This window comes from Ruegeria sp. CL3, from assembly GCF_056536505.1.
The window spans coordinates 140,170-157,692 of record NZ_JBQFPT010000001.1; the positions used below are offsets into that span (position 1 = coordinate 140,170).

14 protein-coding genes are annotated in these 17,523 nt (G+C 60.4%); 9 read left to right on the top strand and 5 right to left on the bottom strand.

Annotated features, from left to right (window positions below; translation table 11 throughout):
• Positions 1 to 29 precede the first annotated feature (29 nt).
• The gene (locus ACR0NO_RS00725; protein ID WP_170638605.1) at positions 30 to 941 is read right to left on the bottom strand and encodes a pseudouridine-5'-phosphate glycosidase; all 912 of its coding nucleotides are present in this window, start codon (positions 939 to 941) and stop codon (positions 30 to 32) included.
• Positions 938 to 1,831 carry a PfkB family carbohydrate kinase gene (locus ACR0NO_RS00730; protein WP_170638606.1) on the bottom strand — a complete coding sequence of 298 codons (894 nt, stop codon included), beginning with the start codon at positions 1,829 to 1,831 and terminating at the stop codon, positions 938 to 940. The genes ACR0NO_RS00725 and ACR0NO_RS00730 overlap by 4 nt, the downstream gene beginning before the upstream one ends.
• Before the next feature lie 165 nt (positions 1,832 to 1,996).
• Here ACR0NO_RS00730 and ACR0NO_RS00735 point away from each other — a divergent pair, with 165 nt between their 5' ends.
• Positions 1,997 to 3,109: a HupE/UreJ family protein gene (locus ACR0NO_RS00735; RefSeq protein WP_480722647.1), complete on the top strand. Its 1,113-nt coding sequence runs from the start codon at positions 1,997 to 1,999 to the stop codon at positions 3,107 to 3,109.
• Here the strand turns inward: ACR0NO_RS00735 and ACR0NO_RS00740 are convergent.
• A complete protein-coding gene (locus ACR0NO_RS00740) occupies positions 3,102 to 3,725 on the bottom strand; it encodes a thiamine phosphate synthase (RefSeq protein WP_480722649.1) in 624 nt (207 codons plus the stop codon). The genes ACR0NO_RS00735 and ACR0NO_RS00740 overlap by 8 nt on opposite strands.
• A gap of 161 nt (positions 3,726 to 3,886) precedes the next feature.
• Between ACR0NO_RS00740 and ACR0NO_RS00745 the strand changes: the two genes are divergently transcribed.
• The 4 genes from ACR0NO_RS00745 to ACR0NO_RS00760 all read left to right on the top strand — a co-directional run bounded on the left by ACR0NO_RS00745 (position 3,887) and on the right by ACR0NO_RS00760 (position 8,686).
• Positions 3,887 to 4,630, top strand: coding sequence for an RNA methyltransferase (locus ACR0NO_RS00745; protein ID WP_170700531.1), 744 nt, complete (start codon positions 3,887 to 3,889; stop codon positions 4,628 to 4,630).
• Positions 4,631 to 4,711: 81 nt separating this feature from the next.
• Positions 4,712 to 5,857 (top strand): heme A synthase, encoded by a 1,146-nt coding sequence (gene ctaA / locus ACR0NO_RS00750; RefSeq protein WP_480722650.1) that lies wholly within the window; start codon positions 4,712 to 4,714, stop codon positions 5,855 to 5,857.
• A gap of 3 nt (positions 5,858 to 5,860) precedes the next feature.
• Positions 5,861 to 7,330 (top strand): carboxypeptidase M32, encoded by a 1,470-nt coding sequence (locus ACR0NO_RS00755; RefSeq protein ID WP_480722652.1) that lies wholly within the window; start codon positions 5,861 to 5,863, stop codon positions 7,328 to 7,330.
• An 87-nt stretch (positions 7,331 to 7,417) separates the two neighbouring features.
• Positions 7,418 to 8,686: a DsbA family protein gene (locus ACR0NO_RS00760; RefSeq protein ID WP_480722654.1), complete on the top strand. Its 1,269-nt coding sequence runs from the start codon at positions 7,418 to 7,420 to the stop codon at positions 8,684 to 8,686.
• 29 nt (positions 8,687 to 8,715) lie between these two features.
• Here the strand turns inward: ACR0NO_RS00760 and gyrA are convergent, their stop codons facing one another.
• Positions 8,716 to 11,454, bottom strand: a complete 2,739-nt coding sequence (gene gyrA, locus ACR0NO_RS00765; protein WP_480722656.1) for a DNA gyrase subunit A — start codon at positions 11,452 to 11,454, stop codon at positions 8,716 to 8,718.
• 193 nt (positions 11,455 to 11,647) lie between these two features.
• Here gyrA and ACR0NO_RS00770 point away from each other — a divergent pair, with 193 nt between their 5' ends.
• Positions 11,648 to 11,917, top strand: coding sequence for an usg protein (locus ACR0NO_RS00770; protein ID WP_170466721.1), 270 nt, complete (start codon positions 11,648 to 11,650; stop codon positions 11,915 to 11,917).
• 4 nt (positions 11,918 to 11,921) lie between these two features.
• Here ACR0NO_RS00770 and ACR0NO_RS00775 read toward each other — a convergent pair whose 3' ends face one another.
• Complete coding sequence (locus ACR0NO_RS00775; RefSeq protein ID WP_480722658.1) at positions 11,922 to 13,490, bottom strand: caspase family protein; 1,569 nt, start codon at positions 13,488 to 13,490, stop codon at positions 11,922 to 11,924.
• 198 nt (positions 13,491 to 13,688) lie between these two features.
• Here ACR0NO_RS00775 and zwf point away from each other — a divergent pair, with 198 nt between their 5' ends.
• From zwf to pgi, 3 genes are read left to right on the top strand one after another with little or no spacing between them, the layout of a single operon-like run.
• Positions 13,689 to 15,143: a glucose-6-phosphate dehydrogenase gene (zwf, locus tag ACR0NO_RS00780; RefSeq protein ID WP_480722659.1), complete on the top strand. Its 1,455-nt coding sequence runs from the start codon at positions 13,689 to 13,691 to the stop codon at positions 15,141 to 15,143.
• The gene (gene pgl / locus ACR0NO_RS00785; RefSeq protein ID WP_170688734.1) at positions 15,140 to 15,811 is read left to right on the top strand and encodes a 6-phosphogluconolactonase; all 672 of its coding nucleotides are present in this window, start codon (positions 15,140 to 15,142) and stop codon (positions 15,809 to 15,811) included. Before zwf ends, pgl begins: the two co-directional genes overlap by 4 nt.
• A 3-nt stretch (positions 15,812 to 15,814) precedes the next feature.
• The gene (pgi, locus tag ACR0NO_RS00790; RefSeq protein WP_480722661.1) at positions 15,815 to 17,422 is read left to right on the top strand and encodes a glucose-6-phosphate isomerase; all 1,608 of its coding nucleotides are present in this window, start codon (positions 15,815 to 15,817) and stop codon (positions 17,420 to 17,422) included.
• Positions 17,423 to 17,523 lie beyond the last annotated feature (101 nt).

The window sequence follows — 17,523 nt, forward strand, 5'->3', positions numbered from 1 at the left end:
GTCCGATGCGCCGGTGCAATAGGGCAGGTTTACGCGCCGTTTACCAGTGCCTTAGCAATATTCGCCGCCAATCGTGCGTTGTTGCGGACCAAGGCGATGTTCGCGGTGAGTGAACGGCCCTTGGTCTTTTCAAAGATCCGCTGCAGCAGATAGGGCGTGACGGCCTTGCCGGTGATCCGGTGAGCATCTGCATCCGCCTGGGCTGCGGCGATGATCGGGGCCAGTTCCTCGGCCGGGATCTGGTCTGCGGCTGGGATCGGGTTCGCGACCAGCTGACCGCCCGGTAGGCCCAGCGCGCGGCGCGTCGCATGAGCTTTTGCGATGGCCTCGGCACTGTCCATGCGCAGCGGTGCGGCATATGGGGATTGCGCGGACCAGAAGGCGGGAAAGGCGTCCTGACCATAGGCGATGACCGGAACGCCCAGCGTTTCCAGTACTTCCAGCGTTTTTGCCAGATCGAGGATCGCTTTGGCACCCGCTGCCACGACCGTCACCGGGGTTTGACCCAGTTCATGCAGGTCAGCGGAGATGTCAAAAGTGGTCTCGGCCCCCTGATGGACGCCTCCGATCCCGCCGGTGGCAAACACTTCGATTCCCGCATATTGCGCGGCGATCATGGTTGCGGCCACGGTTGTGGCTCCGGTCCCGCCGGTTGAGATACAGGCCGCCATGTCCGCGCGAGAGATTTTCGCGACGCCCTGCGCTTGGCCCAAGGCCTGCAGCTGGTCGGGTTCAAGGCCCACATGCAGCACGCCTTCGATTACGGCCATGGTGGCTGGCACAGCTCCGGCATTGCGGATGTCCTGTTCCACCTTCGCGGCGACCTCAACGTTCTGAGGGTAGGGCATGCCGTGGGTGATGATGGTGCTTTCCAGCGCCACGATGGGGTGACCTGCGTCTTTTGCGGCGCGGACCTCGGCAGAGTAGTGGATAGGGATCACAGCGGAGTCTCTCCTGAAACGTAGGTTGCAGCGGCGCGGAGCGCGCGGGTCAAAGCCGTTTGCGCGTCGGCGCCGTCTGATTCTGAAGCGATATGGGCGGCCATGAACGTGTCGCCCGCGCCGGTCACGCGGGTCACAAGCACAGACGGAGGTGTCTGGGTCAGAACGCCCGAGGCTGAGCCCACGGTGGCTGAATTGCCGCCATCGGTGACCAGAACGCGCAGCGCGCCCCGGTCCAGCAGGCCTTTGGCGGCGGATTCGGAGTCGGTGAACTCGCGCTGGCACAGCAGGCCAGCCTCTTCGAGGTTCACATAGAGCGTCGCGCGGGCGTGTTTGAGGAAAGGAAGCAGACGTTCGGCCTTGCCGGGTGAGGCGGGTGCAACCCGTAGGTCCGCCTTGGCGAAGGCGGGGCTTTGGGCGATTTCTTCCAACAGGTCCAGCGTCAGATTGCCATCCAGCGCAATGGGTCCTTCAAACGGCGTGTTCTCATAGCCCAGCGGCCCGTGCATCAACGGGCGCAAGATCTTCGCGCCCGAAGCCTCAAGCGAGTGGGCGTCAGCGATGGCCGCGATCAGGCCGTTGGCCCCTTCGACCGCCATGTAGCGATCGGTCGGCAGGTCTTGTGAGCGGTAGATATGGTCGGTGACCATGCCCAGCCGGGCACAAGCGTGGACAAGCTCATCGCCTTCCGGGTCGCGGCCAATGGCTGTCAGCAAGGTTGGGGTCATGCCAAACCGCACCAGCGTCATGGCGATGTTCATGGCGACGCCGCCGGGCAGGCGCGTGATCCGCCCCGGCACGTCCGATCCTTGCCGCATGGCACTGGCCGAGCGTCCGATCACGTCCCACAGGACCGAGCCGATGCACAGGATTTCGCTGTTCTGAGTCATGGTGCTGTCATGCCGCAGCGCTGAGGGCCGTGCAAGCCTGAACGTCAGCGGTAACAGAGATAAGGCCTCTGTGATCACGCCCGCGGTCGTTTCGACTTGCGATCCGACGCGTTCGGCGGGACACTCGACCTGTATGATTGATGATTTTATTGATGAGCGTCGCAGATGAGCGGTATTTTCCGTTTCCTCCTGATATTGCCTGTCTTTCTGCTCCTTTCGACATGGTCCGCGAAGGCGCAGACCGCTCCGACGATTGTCGAGTTCTGGACGAAGGCAGACACTCTGTTTCTTGAGATCACGCTGAATGCCGAGATGTTCTTGGCCGGGATCGACCCTGAAGCCCGACCTGATTTCGCCGATGACGCGCGGTACCGAGAGTTGCGTCGGCGGGTCTCCTCAGAGCTGGAGCCTGAGGTTCGGTCGTTTGTCCAAGACTGGGCCGAGACGCTGAGGGTCGAACTCGCAGGCCCGGCGCGCCTGTCCTATGAGGGCGTGCGCATTCCTATTGTCGGTGATCCTGATGCTCCGCGTTTGTCAAAGCTGCTGCTGACCGCACCGCTGCCGGAAGGCGCGTCGAGTTTGCGCCTGACATGGCCCAAAGGGCACGGGCCTGCCGTTGTGAAACAACAGCGTGTCGACGCACCCTACACGGGCTATCTGGTCGCCGGAGAGATCAGCCCTCTGATCCCGTTGCAAGGCGGTGCCGCGCTCGGCCCGCAACAGGTGCTGCAGGTGTTTCTGCCCAAGGGGCTGACCCGCATCCTTCCGCATGGCTACCACGAGATCGCCCTTGTGCTGTCGCTAGTCTTTTTGACTCTCAGCCTGCGTCCGCTGTTGGCGCAGATGTTGTTTGTGTCCCTCGGCCTAATCTTCGGTCTGGCGCTTTCGGTCTACGGCGCGGTTGCGTTGCCTTTTGCGATCGCCTCTCAGGCGCTTACGGCTGCAACCCTTGTGTTGGCGCTGTGGAATTTGGTTCTCAGGCGTCTGACCGTATTCCGCTTGCTCGCTGTTTTTGGTGCCGGAGTGTTGTGTGGGATCACGCTCAGCACCTCGCTGGCGACGATTGGGGTGCCGCCTGATCATTTGCCGCCCGCGATATTCGGCTATGCGGGCGGGGTGCTGGTGGCGCTTTACGCCATAGCTTCCGCAGTTTTTGCGGTCTCAGTTCTGATTGCCGGGGCGTCTGAGAGGATGCGAGGCCGGATATCCGTTCTGGCCTCGATCCTGATTGCGGGAATTGCCGTCTATTGGTTGGCCGAGCCCCTGATACTCAGCTAGCCATATGAGACAACAGGTCGTTCAGAGCGGCCGCTGGGTCCTCGGCCGACCAGATTTCATCACCGATGCCGAAGAAATCCGTATGCGGGGACAGGGTGCGGATCAGGTCTGGGGTCAGGCCGCCCTCGGCCACGACCGGGACCTCGATCATTTCTGACCACCATTGGAACAGATCCTTTTCTGCCAAGGTCCCATCGCCCAGAGAAGACGCTCCGACCGGACCGAAGGCGACATAGTCGACGCCGGCTTCGCCAGCCGTCATGCCGTCATGGCTGGAGGACCCACAAAAACTGCCGACAATCGCATCTGCGCCAAGCTCTTTGCGAGCAGCCCGGACCGAGCGCGCCGCGTCGTCCAGGTGCACACCGTCCAAACCCAGCCTTTGCGCGAGCAGGACGTGGTTCGAGATCACAATGGCCACGTCGCGCGCATGGGCAACCTCGCGGCAGGCATCTGCGGCGCGGGCAATCGTGTCCTCGTCATTCCCAGCCAAGGCCAGCCGGATGCAAGCAATCTCGGTCCCGTCCAGAACCTGCGCCAATTGGTCGGGGAAGGTGCTAAGCGTGATGGTCGGCGGTGTGATCAGATAGATCTGAGGCTGCTCGGAGGTGTCCATTAGCGCGTCCTTCGCTTTCATTCTTTGGCGCGGTTTAGCGGATTGAGCGCGGGAAGCAAACTTTTATGCCTGCCGAGCGGGTATTTCCGAACTGAAGAAGAGGATCGGGTTGCCCTGATGAGGCTGGGTGATTAGAGCAGGCGGAACTTTCGGAGACAGCCATGCCTAGTGACACCTCTCAGCCTTCCTTTGTGCTCGTGCGCCCGCAAATGGGTGAAAACATCGGGGCCGCCGCGCGGGCGATGTGGAATTTCGGGCTGGACCGGATGCGGATCGTGGCCCCTCGGGACGGGTGGCCGAACCCGAAGGCGGTGGCGATGTCCAGCGGCGCTGGTCGACTTCTGGATGAGGCGCAATTGTTTGACGATCTGGCGGGGTCGCTGTCCGACACCACCTTTGTGTTTGCGACCACCGCACGGCAACGCGGGTTGACCAAGCCGGTCTACAGCCCGGAACGCGCCATGCAGATCGCGGCTGAAAAGGTCGCCGCAGGTGAAAAGGTCGCTGTTCTGTTTGGCCCCGAACGCGCGGGGCTAGAAAATGAGGATATCGCCAAGGCCAATGCCATCATCTCGGTGCCTGTGAACCCGGAATATGCCTCGCTCAACCTTGGACAATGCGTGCTACTGACCGCCTATGAGTGGATGCGTCAGACCGGTGATGTGGTGCATGAGGCCACCGATCTGGGCAAGGGCGACTGGGCGACCGGGATCGAGGTCGAGAAGCTGGTCGAACACTATGAAGACCGCTTGGAAGAGGCGGGTTTCTTCTACCCGCCGGAAAAGGCCGAGGGCATGAAGACCAATCTGCGCAACCTGTGGTCGCGGATGCGGATGACGCGGGCGGATGTGCAGATGATGCACGGAGTCATGCGTCAGATGGTCCGTTGGAAAGACAAAGGGTAAGGCTGGACCTTGCCCCTCACTGGCCCTAGCTTGCGACGAAATCCAGAGCTTGCGACCAAATCCAAGACATATGAGGACAGCATGAGCGCCAAGCGCAGCATCTTCGAAGAAGTCTCAGACACCGAAAAACAACAGGCCGTTCAACCCGGTATGATCGACAAGGGCCGGGGCGGGGCACGCAAGGCGATCCGGGCGTGGCTGATGATCCTATTCGCTCTGGTCATTGTGATGATCGCCGTTGGGGGGCTGACCCGGTTGACCGATAGTGGGCTATCGATCACCGAATGGCGTCCGATCACCGGGGCCATCCCGCCGATGACCGAGGCCGACTGGCAATCCGAATTCGACAAATACAAGGAGATCGACCAGTGGCGCATCCAGAACCAGTGGATGGAGCTGAATGATTTCAAATTCATCTACTGGTGGGAATGGGGCCACCGTCAACTGGGCCGCGTGATTGGTCTGGTCTGGGCGATTGGTTACTTTGGCTTCCTGATCGCGCGCAAAATCCCCACGGGTTGGACCGGAAAACTCCTGATCCCCGGCGCCTTGGGTGGCGTTCAGGGCGCAGTCGGCTGGTGGATGGTCGCCTCGGGCGTTACTCAGGGCGAGGGGATGACGGCCGTTGCAAGTTATCGCCTAGCCACTCATCTCGGTTTGGCCTTCGTGATCCTTGGCTTCCTCGCCTGGTATATCTTTGAGCTGGGCCGGGATGAGCGCGACCTGATGCAGGCGCGCCGCGCGAAAGAGGCGAAGCTGTTCTCGCTCTCGACAGGCCTCCTGCATTTCACCTTTTTACAAATACTCATCGGTGCGCTGGTCGCCGGGATCGACGCTGGACGGTCTTACACCGACTGGCCGCTGATAGGCGGGCAGCTTTTGCCGCCAGATGCGACCATGCTGGAACCGATGTGGCGCAACTTCTTCGAAAGCCCCGGACTGGTGCAATTTATCCACCGTTGCGCAGGGTATTTGCTGTTCATCTTCGCCATCATCGTCTGGCGTCGGGGGCAGGGCAGCGCCCATCCACAGACCCGTTTCGCCTTCAACGCAGCCTTTGCGGCCCTGTCTTTACAGGTGGTGGTTGGGATCGTCACGGTCCTTTACGCAGCCCCATGGCAGATCGCCATTTTCCACCAGTTCATGGCCGTCGTCGTCTGGACTCTGATCCTGCGCGCGCGTTTCCTGAGCGGCTACCCCATTGTAACCTCAATCCGTGGAGCCTGACCGATGAGCGCCTTTGACAACCTGATGGCCTTTCAACGTGAAACCTCGGCCCTTGGTCAGATCGCCGGCCGGCTTGGCTGGGATCAGGAGACCATGATGCCGCGCGGAGCCGCCCCTCAACGGGCTGAGGAAATGGCCGCGATCGAGGCCGTTTTGCACGCGCGCAAGTCCGACCCGCGCGTGGCCGAATGGCTGGACCAGGCCGACGCGAGTGATGCCTCGGGTCAGGCCCAGCTGCGGGAAATCCGTCGGTCTTATGAACGCACCATCAAGGTTCCCGCCAACCTGGCCAAGGCGCTTGCTCGGGTCACCTCTGCCGCGCAAGGCAAATGGGCGCAGGCGCGCGCGGATGAGGATGTCTCGGCCTTCCTGCCCGTGCTAGAGGAGGTCGTCGCGCTGAAACGCGAGGAAGGGGCCGCACTGGCGCAGGGCGGTGACGTCTATGACGCCATGGTCGAGGATTATGAGCCTTATACGATCGGAGCGCAGATTGCCGAGATATTTGATCAGATGCGCCCCCGCTTGGTGGCGCTGCGGGCGGCGGTTCTCGATCGACCTTCCCCAAAGGCGCTGGAGGGTTCGTTCGACGAAACCGAACAGATGCGCCTGTCACAAAAACTGGCGCTTGCGTTCGGCTATGACCTGAACCGGGGCCGCGTCGACAAGGCGGTGCATCCGTTCAGCTCGGGCAGCGGCTCGGACGTGCGGATCACGACCCGGACAAGCGTGACTGACCCGTTCAACTGCTTCTACTCAACTATTCATGAGGTTGGCCACGCCGCCTATGAACAGGGCATCAACCCCGACTACGCGCTGACGCCTCTGGGGCAGGGTGTGTCGATGGGTGTGCACGAAAGCCAAAGCCGGATCTATGAAAACCAGCTTGGGCGCTCGCGTGCCTTCACCGGATGGCTGTTCACCCAGATGCGCGACGCGTTCGGAGATTTCGGGATCGCGGATGCCGACGCCTTCTACGCGACTGTGAACCATGTCCAGAACGGCTATATCCGAACCGAGGCGGATGAGGTGCAATACAACCTCCACATCATGCTGCGCTTTGATCTGGAGCGCGCGTTGATGACCGGAGACCTGCAGGTCTCGGACCTCGAGGCCGCGTGGAATGACCGTTTCAAGGCAGATTTTGGCTATGCGGTCGACAAGCCCTCGAACGGATGTTTGCAGGATGTGCATTGGTCCGTGGGGCTGTTCGGCTATTTCCCGACCTATTCCCTGGGCAACGTCTATGCCGGGTGTCTCTATCAGGCGCTGCGCGGCGCTGTGCCGGGGCTGGATGGCCAATTGGCCGAAGGTGATACCTCGGGCGCGACCACGTGGCTGCGCGAGAATGTGCAGCAATATGGCGGGCTCTACGCCCCGCGCGAGGTCATCCAGCGTGCAAGCGGTGTTGAACCGGGGCCGGACCCGCTGCTGAGTTATCTGGAGCAGAAATTCGGCGCGCTTTACGGGCTGTAACGCTGCCCGCTCACGTTGCCGTGTGCCCGCGTGGTGTTCCGCGCGGGATTGGCTAGGGTAGAGCATCTGACCCCGGCGGAGACGACTGTGCCCTTCACTTCTTTGGTAAAACCCAGGCTGGCCCAGATCATCACCAGCCGAGGGCTGCAAAACGCGCGTCGTCGCCTGCATGATCTGGGCCGTAGGGCGCGTGGCGAGCAGCACGAAGTTCACTATTTCCACGACGTGTCAGACCCGTATTGCGCTCTGACCGCGCAGGTTTTGCCAGCATTTGAGGCGCGCTATGACATTGCGCTGCGCCCGCATTTGATCTCAGGCCCGCCTGCTGAGGCGGTTCCTGATCCGAAAGCGCATCGTGAGAACGCGCTCAAAGACGCCACGCGTTTGGCGCAAAAGCTGGGTTTGGACGCGCCGAGGGCGGATGGTGTGACACCAGAGGTCAACGCTCGACTGGCCGCATTTCTCGGAGAACCGGATTTCGCGCAACATCTCAAAGCCATTAGCGCCTCCCAATGGGCTGGGCGGGATTTACCTGCGGGCAAACAGAGTGATCCCGCCGCTGCTATGCGCGCCGGGGATCAGGCGTTGCGCGCGATGGGACACTACCTGGGTGGCACGTTTTACTATGGCGGTGAATGGTACTGGGGTGTGGACCGACTGCACTATCTTGAAGACAGGTTACAAAGCGCCGGGCTGGGTACCGGTCCCCTTCTGGTGCCGCCCCCAGAGCCGGTGTTTGACCGCCAATGGGACACCCCAAAAACTTTGGAGTTCTTTTTCTCCTTCCGCAGCCCGTATTCTTTTCTGGCTTTTGGCCGGGTCCAGCACTTGGCAGAACACTACAAGGCTGAACTGATCCTGCGTCCGGTGCTGCCGATGCTGATGCGCGGCTTGCCAGTGCCAAAGGCGAAATCCCGATACATCCTTCAGGATTGCACGCGTGAGGCACGGCGGCTGGGTATCCCGTTTGGCCGTATCTGCGACCCTCTGGGCGCGGGGGTCGAGCGCGGTTATGCGTTGTTCGACTACGCCGAATCCGAAGGTCGGATGGCCACGTTTTGCTCTGCTTTCATCCGCTCGGTCTGGTCCGAGGGTGCGGACGCGGCGAGTGATAGGGGGCTATCCCATATTGTCAGGACCGCCGGTCTGGATTGGGCCAAAGCGCGCAATGAGCTGAAATCACAGACTTGGCGTCGGCGGGTTGAGCAGAACCAAAACAGGCTGCAAGACGTTGGCCTTTGGGGTGTTCCCAGCTTCCACGTCGTCGGTCAGAGCATTTGGGGTCAGGATCGGCTCTGGGTTGTGGCTGATTTATTGGGCACTGAATCAAAACAGGCGCTGCCCGGGTCCGGTTAGCGCCTGTTTCATGTGCTCTAGCCAGAAGATTATTCTTCGGCCTCGTCCTCATCGCCCTGATCGGCGATCCAGGCGACGCTGACGACCTCTTCGCCTTTGCCGGTGTTGAACACTCGCACGCCACCGGCGCTGCGGGACCGGAAGGAAATACCATCGACCGGCACGCGGATCGACTGACCTTTGGAGGTCGCCAGCATGATCTGGTCATCAATTTCGACCGGGAACGAGGCGACAAGTTCGCCGCCGCGCATCGCTTTGTCCATCGCGGCAACGCCCATACCGCCACGTCCGCGGACGGGGTAGTCGTGGCTGGAGCTCAGCTTGCCTGCGCCGCCCGCTGTAATGGTCAGGATCAGGTTCTCGGCGGCGGACATCTCGGCGTAGCGTTCCTGAGGCAGCACGCTGTCGGCATTGCCTTCATCCTCATCGCCCTCGGCCTCATCGGTGACGCCCGCCATCAGGCGGCGCATCTTGAGATAGGCGGCCCGCTCATCCGAGGTCGCATCGAAATGGCGGATGACGGACATCGAAACCACTTCGTCATTGCCGGAGAGGCGCACACCACGCACACCGACCGAGGAGCGGCTGTTGAACACCCGCACATCGGTCGTCGGGAAGCGGATTGCACGGCCGGATTTGGTGACCAGCATCACATCATCCTCTTCCGAGCAGATGCGCGCGTTGATCAGCTTCGTCTCGGCATGCTCATCCTCGAACTTCATGGCGATCTTGCCGTTGCGCTTCACATTGGTGAAGTCCGACAGGCGGTTACGCCGCACTGTGCCTGCGCTAGTGGCGAAGACGACCTGAAGGTTCTCCCATTCCTCATCCGGTACATCCACGGGCATGATCGCAGCGATGGAGACTCCGGTCGGGATCGGCAGGATGTTGACGATCGCCTTGCCCTTGCCGGTACGCCCTGATTGCGGCAGGCGCCAAGTCTTCAGCTTGTAGACCATCCCATCGGTCGTGAAAAACAGCAGCTGCGTATGCGTGTTGGCCACGAAGAGGGTGGTAACCACGTCCTCTTCCTTGGTCTGCATCCCCGACAGGCCCTTGCCACCACGCTTCTGCGCCCGGAAATCGGCCAGCGGAGTACGCTTGATATAGCCGCCCGAGGTGACGGTCACGACCATGTCTTCCCGCTCGATCAGGTCCTCGTCTTCCATGTCGCCGGACCAGTCGACGATCTCGGTGCGACGGGGCACGGCGAACTGATCTCGTACTTCGCGCAGCTCATCGCCGATGATCGACATGATGCGTTCGCGCGAGGAGAGGATATCCAGGTATTCTTTGATCTTGGCGGCCAGTTGCTCAAGCTCGTCCGTGACCTCTTTGACGCCCAGTTGGGTCAGGCGCTGCAGGCGCAATTCGAGGATCGCACGGGCCTGAACCTCGGTCAGGTTATAGGTGCCGTCGTCGTTCATCTTGGACAGAGGATCGTCGATCAGGCGCAGATAGCCTTCGATCTCGGCGGCGGGCCAGCGTCGGGTCATCAGTTTCTCGCGTGCCTCAGCCGCGTCTGCCGACGAACGGATGGTGGCAACCACTTCGTCCACATTCGAGACGGCCACGGCCAAACCACACAAGATATGGCTCCGCTCGCGCGCTTTGCGCAGATCGTGTGCTGTGCGACGGGCGACAACATCTTCGCGGAAGTCGATGAAGCATGTCAGGAACCGGCGCAGGGTCAGCTGCTCGGGCCGGCCACCATTCAGGGCCAGCATGTTGCAGCCAAACGACGTCTGCATCGGCGAGAAGCGATAAAGCTGGTTCAGCACCACTTCGGGCGTTGCATCGCGTTTCAGTTCAACAACAACGCGCACGCCGTTGCGGTCAGATTCGTCCTGCACATGCGCTACGCCTTCGATGCGCTTCTCACGCACCGCTTCGGCGATCTTTTCGATCATCGAGGCTTTGTTCACCTGGTAGGGAATCTCATCCACGACAATCGCATAACGATCCTTGCGCAGTTCCTCGACACGCGTTTTGGCGCGAATGATGACGCTGCCACGGCCTTCCAGATAAGCCTTGCGCGCGCCAGAACGACCCAGCATGACGCCGCCGGTTGGGAAATCGGGGCCAGGGACATATTCAATCAGTTGTTCCGAGGTCAGATCCGGATCATCGATCAGCGCCAGTGTGGCGTCGACCACCTCACCCAGATTGTGCGGAGGTATATTCGTGGCCATGCCCACAGCAATGCCGCCGGCACCATTGACCAGCATGTTCGGGAACCGGGCCGGCAGGACGGTGGGCTCTTTGTCTTTGCCGTCGTAGTTGTCCTGAAAATCAACCGTCTCTTTTTCGATATCGGCCAGTAGGGCGGCAGCAGGCTTGTCCATCCGCACTTCGGTATAGCGCATAGCCGCCGGGTTATCGCCGTCCATCGAGCCAAAGTTGCCCTGACCATCCAGCAGCGGCAGTGACATCGAGAAATCCTGCGCCATCCGCACCAGCGCGTCATAGATCGCGCTATCGCCGTGTGGGTGGTATTTACCCATCACATCGCCGACCGGACGGGCCGATTTGCGATACGCCTTTTCATGCGTGTTACCGGTCTCATGCATCGCGTACAAAATCCGCCGATGCACGGGTTTCAGGCCATCGCGCAGATCGGGGATCGCGCGGGAAACGATGACCGACATGGCATAGTCCAGATAGGACGTGCGCATCTCGGATTCGATGGAGACCGTCGGGCCGTCATAGACAGGGCGTTCGGGCGGGTTTTCATCCATGTTTTCAGGTGTTTCTGGCGTATCGCTCACGTAAACTGCTCGTTTCTTGTGCAGACTCTATATTTTGTGGTTCTACTCTATCAGACCCAGCACATAAGGTGCAAGCAAGCAACGAATCCGCGCGTGAAAATCCAAAGTAACACTCGGGTAACATCTTGTTATCCAACTGTTAGGTGGTTTTGCTGCTATCATGGAGAGACCCTGAATGAAATCGGAGGTCTGAATGCGGCAAAGCGAAACCGAATTGATGCTGAAGGGATACGGTCTGACGACGGCGGAATTCTTCTACCATATGCCTGACTATATCCATGTCCTGAACACGTTCATCTGGCAGGAATATGATCTGGCGCCAGATCATCCAAAACTGTTCGAATTTATCGACTTTTGGCAGCGAGAGATTGAGGGGCCTTTGCACTCGGTCAAGTTCACCCACCGCAAGATGATCGCGCCGGGGGAATGGCGCAATATGGTGGGTGAGTTCCGCGTGAACTGACGCCTTATCCCGCCCGCCACGCGTAGACCGAACACCCGGTTGAGCCCGAGCTGGTGAAGCTGTTGCCATCTTCAGCCAGACGACCGCGCCATTGAACTGTGATGCCGGGGAAATAGTCGGTGCCGCTGATCTGTTGGTCATTCACGTAGATCACCGTGTTGGCTTTTTGACCCAGCGAGTCGGTGAGGCTTCCGGTGTATTTGTTGCCACCGGCATGGGAGTAGCGCACCGTTCCGGTCACTTTGACGACCACCGCGCAGGTGGCCTTGAACTGCCATGTGCCAGCCATAGAAAGGCTCGTGGAAACAGACGGTGCAGGGGACGGTGTGGGTGCCGGTGCAGCGACGACCTTGCAGATCGTGCCGCTTTTGCCCTGCAACTCCTCCAGCGCGTGCTGAGTTCCCAAATCATCCGCCCCTAATTGCGACGCGCTCGCCTCGCGGTAGCGCGCAAAGGCCTGACGAGTGCGTGGTCCGGCGACACCATCTGCACCTCCGGCACTGCAGCCCAGCGCGTTCAGGGCCGATTGCGTGGCGCGCATCACTTCGCGCGAATCTGAAATGACCGGGGTGTCTGAGGCTTCGGGGGCTGGAGTGCGCTCTGTCTCGATTGGCAATTCGACCGAGGCAAGGCTGTCGCGCAATTGCAGAGCTACCTCGTAGGAGTAGTTTTCGGACTGATCCTCGTACTTCTCAAGAAACGCGTCCAGCGCGGTCACCGTTCCGACAGAGCGGGCAAGCTCTAGATCGGCGCGCATGTCATCCGTCGGTGGTGTTGGTGTGGTCCGCGGGACTGTTGCGACAGCTGGGGTGAAATAGAACTCTCCCAAAAGCTCATCATAGTACGCCGGGATCTGCGTATGCTGAACGGTGCGGGACAGATCGCGCACCTCGCGCCGCAGGTCTGAGACCATGCTGCGCAGCTCAAGACCCGGTTCTGACAGGCGCGGCAGCAATGCGCGGGTGAAGACTGAGTTCTGCGCGGGTTCATCATCGCTCAGGCGGTCCAGCGCCATCTGGCCAGCCCCGGCTGAGAAGATCACGAACATACCCTCAGGCGCGTTGATGCGACCGAGGCCGCGAGTGCGCCCGACACTGCGCCCCGATACGGTCTCGAACGGATTATCGCGGCAGGCGTCTATAATTGCGATTGAGGTGCGCGCACCGGTCGCGCGGACGCGGTCCAGCAGGTTCGACAGGGCGATGGATTCGGATTTCACGAAATCGGTCTCACCAGACGTAGGCGTGACAATATCGGTCGGCAGCAGGTAATTCTCTCCGTCAATCTCAACCCCGTGACCGGCAAAGAACACAAAAGCGGTATCGCCGGCCTCAAGCCGAGCGGTGAAGTCCGCGATTTTCTGGTTCATACCGCGCCGGTCGAGGTTGAGGCCTTGGATGGTTTCAAAGCCCAGGTTTTCCAGCTTGTCGGAAACCGCCTCGGCATCGGCGACGGCTTTCTTCAAATCAACGACCGAGTTGTATTGATCATTGCCGATCACAAGGGCCAAACGCTCTTGCGCCCAAAGCGGGGCGGCGAAACATGCAAACAGAAAAAACAGAAACTTGTTCATCTCAACAACCCAAACTGGAATGATCCTGTTACATCTATATCGGAAAACCGCCGCGTCCCTCAGTGATTTGGATTACTTTGGCTGAACCCATCGAATAACAGGCGTTTTCGGGTCATGCGATGGAAAAAAGAAACATAAGTAAGCATAATGATTGCGCTAACATTGGACATGACCTAAGGGGCAGGTTAAGGACAACTCATGGTTTCACGCGTCATTCCCGTCGATCCGTTCGATCTGGTCATTTTCGGCGGCACCGGAGATCTTGCGCAGCGCAAGATCCTGCCCGCTTTGTTTCGCAGGTTCTGCGCGGGGCAATGGCCCGAAAGCGCGCGCATCATTGCGGCTGCGCGCAGTGAGCTTTCGACGGATGCATTCCGGACCCTCGTGGCCGAGTCGTTGCGGAGCTATGCGCCCAGACGGTCGGGCGAGGTTGAGAACCTGCAGGGTTTCCTGCAGCGTCTCGACTATGTCAGGCTTGACGCGCTTTCAACCGGCGGGTGGGATGAGCTTGCAGGCAAACTGACCCCGGACCGCGTGCGGGCGTTCTATTTCTCGGTCGGTCCCAGCCTGTTTGGCCCACTGGCCGAACGTATCCGCGCACATGCGCTTGCGACCGAGGACACTCGGATCGTGGTAGAGAAACCCTTTGGCCACGATCTGGACAGCGCTCGGGATTTGAATGCGACGCTGGCGGCGCATTTTGACGAAGGACAGATCTATCGGATCGACCATTATCTGGGGAAAGAAACCGTCCAGAACCTGATGGCCGTGCGGTTTGGCAACATGCTGTTTGAGCCGCTCTGGAACAGCCAATACGTCGATCACATCCAGATCACGGTGGCCGAGACAGTCGGCGTCAAAGGGCGCGAGGATTATTATGAGCGCGCCGGAGCCATGCGCGACATGGTGCAGAACCACCTTATGCAATTGCTCTGCCTGATTGCGATGGAACCACCCGCCAAGTTCGATCCGGACGCTGTACGCGACGAAAAGCTCAAGGTCATCCGCGCGCTTGATCCGGTTGAGCCGCACCACATTGTACGCGGGCAGTTCGCTTCCGAGGCTGATGGGGAAGGTTATCGTGAGGTTGTTGGAAATCCCCGCTCGACCACGGAAAGCTACGTGGCCCTGAAGGCGCATATCAGCAACTGGCGATGGGCCGGGACGCCGTTCTACCTGCGCACCGGCAAGCAGCTGGTGGCGCGCTCCTCGGTGATCAACGTGCAGTTCAAGGATGCACCGCATTCGATCTTTGGAGAGGCGGCGGGGCGACACGCCAATGCCTTATCTATCCGGTTGCAACCGAATGAGGGGATCACCCTGAAGGTGACAATCAAGGAACCGGGGCAAGGTGGAATGCGTTTGATCGACGTCCCGCTCGACATGAGCTTTGCCGAGGCGCTCGGGCCGGAAAATCAGGACCCGCCCGATGCCTATGAACGTCTGATCATGGACGTGATCCGGGGCAACCAGACCCTGTTCATGCGTGGTGATGAGGTTGAGGCCGCCTGGGCATGGACCGATCCGATCATCGCCGGATGGCAGGCGCGGGGTGATGTCCCCAAACCCTATGACAGTGGCAGCACAGGGCCGGGCGACGCCGAGCTGCTGATGAAACGAGACGGTCGCCACTGGCAGGGAATCAAGCCATGAATATTCAGGAATATGCCGACCGCGACATGTTGGCGATCGACGTGGCCAACGCATTGGCCGGAGAATTGGAGGCCGCTCTGTTGCATGACGACACGGTGGCCCTTGCGGTGCCGGGCGGAACGACTCCGGGGCCGGTTTTCGATGTCCTCTGTGCCGCAGATCTGGACTGGGCGCGGATACGCGTGCTGCCGACCGACGAACGCTGTGTGCCTGCGGACAGTGACCGCTCGAACGAGCGTCTGATCCGCGAACGCCTTCTGACCAACCGCGCCTCGGTGGCGCAATACGTGCCGCTCTACGTCCCGGGGGCCGCACCCGAGGACGCTCTGCCTGAGATCGAGTCATTGATCGCACCGGTTCTGCCTTTGTCGGTACTGGTGTTGGGGATGGGAGGCGATATGCACACAGCCTCACTGTTTCCAGGAATGCAGGGGCTGGCTGAGGCGCTGGACAGCAACGCGCCGACACTGGCCGTGGCGAGGACGGATGTGCAACCGGAACCGCGTATCACCCTGACGGCTCCGGTCCTAGATGGGGCCTTGTCGAAACATCTGATCATCTACGGCGCCGAGAAGCGGGAAGCGCTGGAGAAGGCCATGTCTCTACCCCCCGAAGAGGCCCCAATTGCGGCTGTGTTGGGCGGCATGACCGTTCATTGGGCGGAGTGAGCCATGCAGCTGGATAGATTGAAAGCACTGGCAGCATCGCAACAGGCCCGCATTCTCGACCTGTTCGAGGCGGACGCGGATCGGGCACAGAATTTCTCCGCCTCAACCGGCGATATGCTGTTCGACTACTCAAAAACGCAGATCGGCGGCGAGATCCGGGATGCTCTGATCCAACTATGTGACCAAGCCGATCTGGAAGCACGCCGCGAGGCGATGTTTTCTGGCCAGAAAATCAACGAGACCGAAGATCGCGCGGTGTTGCACACGGCGTTGCGAAACCTGGACGGCGACGCGGTGCGGGTCGATGGTCAGGATGTGATGCCGGACGTTTTGGACACCTTGCAGCGGATGCGTGTCTTCGCCGAGGAGGTGCGCGGAGGCACCGCTGCCGGGGCAGGGGGCAGCTTTACCGATGTGGTGAATATCGGTATCGGAGGCTCGGATCTGGGGCCAGTGATGGCGACCCATGCGCTGTCGCCCTACCATGATGGGCCGCGTCTGCACTATGTCTCGAACGTCGATGGCGCGCATATCGCGGATACGTTGCGCCAGTTGGACCCGACCCGAACATTGGTGATGGTGGCCTCGAAAACCTTCACAACGATTGAAACCATGACCAACGCCCGCACCGCGCGGGCATGGATGAGCGAGGGCGGAGGAGACCCCGCCAAGCAGTTTGCCGCCGTCTCAAGCGCGTTAGACAAAACGCAGGCCTTCGGCATCCCCGAGGATCGCGTATTCGGTTTCGCAGATTGGGTCGGAGGGCGTTATTCTGTCTGGGGACCTGTCGGTTTGCCGGTGATGATCGCGATCGGCTCGAATGCATTCGATGCTTTCCTGCGGGGTGGACAGTCGATGGACCTGCATTTCCGTTCGGCCGAATGGGCCGAGAACGTGCCGGTAATGCTGGCCTTGGTCGGGATCTGGCATCGTCAGGTGCTGGGCCATGCCAGCCGAGCGGTGTTGCCCTATGACCAAAGGCTGCTGCGCCTGCCGGCCTATTTCCAGCAGCTTGAGATGGAATCGAACGGCAAATCGGTCGCCATGGATGGCAGCGAACTGACAGTGCCATCGGGGCCTGTTGTCTGGGGTGAGCCGGGCACCAATGGCCAGCATGCCTTCTACCAGCTGATCCATCAGGGCACCGACGTGATCCCCTGCGAATTCATGGTCGCCGCTGAAGGGCATGAGCCGGAGCTGGCCCATCATCACCGCCTGCTTCTGGCCAACTGCTTCGCCCAGTCCGAAGCTTTGATGCGCGGCAGGTCTTTTGACGAAGCCAGCGCCCGAATGGCCGCCAAAGGCCTGCAGGGCGATGAACTCGACCGTCAGGCACGGCATCGGGTGTTTCCGGGCAACCGGCCTTCGACTACCTTGATCTATCCCAAACTGACGCCCTTTGTGCTGGGGCAGATCATTGCGCTTTATGAACATCGGGTGTTCGTGGAAGGCGTTCTTCTGGGCATAAATTCCTTCGATCAATGGGGCGTTGAATTGGGCAAAGAACTTGCCACCTCACTCGGGCCGATCGTGGACGGAGAAGTGAGCGCGGACGACAAAGATGGTTCGACCGCCGCTCTGGTCGCCTATACTCTCCGACACCGCAATTGACGTGGTGAATTGCGGCCCGGGGCAACCTCGGGCTGCAATCTTTTTATTGTCAGACAAATAATTGCTTGGCAGGGTTCTTCCCAATGAACCGTCATGATTGA